1 protein-coding gene is annotated in these 234 nt (G+C 41.5%); it reads left to right on the top strand.

Annotated features, from left to right (window positions below):
* The coding region (locus AAEY83_RS18640) for a hypothetical protein (protein ID WP_502945228.1) at positions 1 to 234 on the top strand (234 nt) is incomplete at both ends.

The following is a 234-nucleotide window of genomic DNA, read 5'->3' as shown; positions in this document are numbered from 1 at the left end:
AAATTTTTCTCAGCAAAATCTACTGGAATCGCATTATTTATCGGCTTTTCAGCAAGTTTATCTGTTAGTAGCTTCGCTTTTGCTAAGCCAACGCTATCGAGTGACTGGCTCGATCGGCAAATCAATAAACACCCTGATATTGTCTCAGCACGTGAACTCATGAATGCTGAATTTTCCAAAGCACAGGGCAGTAAGTTACCACTTTACAACCCAGAACTATCGACAGGTTACGAG

The organism is Psychrobacter sp. TB20-MNA-CIBAN-0197 (genome assembly GCF_040309765.1).
In the GTDB taxonomy this organism is placed as follows: Bacteria; Pseudomonadota; Gammaproteobacteria; order Pseudomonadales; family Moraxellaceae; genus Psychrobacter; species Psychrobacter submarinus.
The sequence above is the reverse complement of the archived record's forward strand: the minus strand, read 5'-3'. Positions and strand labels throughout refer to the sequence as shown.